This is a genomic window from Blautia sp. An46, assembly GCF_002161645.1.
GTDB lineage: Bacteria > Bacillota > Clostridia > Lachnospirales > Lachnospiraceae > Blautia > Blautia ornithocaccae.
In genome coordinates this window covers 1-1,026 of the sequence record NZ_NFIF01000055.1, presented here as the reverse complement: position 1 = coordinate 1,026, position 1,026 = coordinate 1, and the positions used below count along the sequence as shown (strand labels likewise).

Below are 1,026 nucleotides of genomic sequence, written 5' to 3'. Positions count from 1 at the left end.
ACCCCTTCTCCCGAAGTTACGGGGTCATTTTGCCGAGTTCCTTGACAATGCTTCTTCCGCCGGCCTTAGGATTCTCTCCTCATCCACCTGTGTCGGTTTACGGTACGGGTACAGTATGAACAATAGCGGCTTTTCTCGACGCATGGCTCACATACTTCGCTACTTCAGTTCGCTCCGCATCACGCCTTCGGATTGATATGCGGTTTTTCCTACATATCTCCTACCTCGCTTGCCCGCAGCTTTCCATTCCGCGGCTATGCTCTCCACACGTGTCCCCACAGTTCTGTCATACTGCAGTACAGGAATCTCAACCTGTTGTCCATCGGCTACGTCTTCCGACCTCGCCTTAGGCCCCGACTTACCCAGGGCAGATCAGCTTTACCCTGGAAACCTTGGATATTCGGCCATGAGGATTCCCACCTCATTCTCGCTACTCATTCCGGCATTCTCTCTTCCATAAAGTCCACAGCTCCTTCCGGTACTGCTTCTTCCCTTATGCAATGCTCCTCTACCAATCTTTCGATTCCTCAGCTTCGGTGTCGTGTTTCAGCCCCGGACATTTTCGGCGCAGGACCTCTCGACCAGTGAGCTATTACGCACTCTTTGAATGCATGGCTGCTTCTGAGCCAACATCCTGGTTGTCTTAGAGATCCCACATCCTTTTCCACTTAACACGCACTTTGGGACCTTAGCTGGAGGTCTGGGCTCTTTCCCTTTTGACTATCCAACTTATCTCGTATAGTCTGACTCCCGGCAAGCAATATCATGGCATTCGGAGTTTGATATTCTTCGGTAGGCTTTGACGCCCCCTAGGAAATTCAGTGCTCTACCTCCACGTATCTCTGCCGAGGCTAGCCCTAAAGCTATTTCGAGGAGAACCAGCTATCTCCGGGTTCGATTGGAATTTCTCCCCTATCCACACCTCATCCCCACCCTTTTCAACGGATGTGGGTTCGGTCCTCCATTGCCTTTTACGGCAGCTTCAACCTGGACATGGATAGGTCACCCGGTTTCGGGTCTGCGCAT

1 rRNA gene is annotated in these 1,026 nt (G+C 51.9%); it reads right to left on the bottom strand.

The window, feature by feature from the left end:
• Window positions 1-1,026, bottom strand: a 23S ribosomal RNA gene (locus tag B5G00_RS18470); the annotation flags it as partial.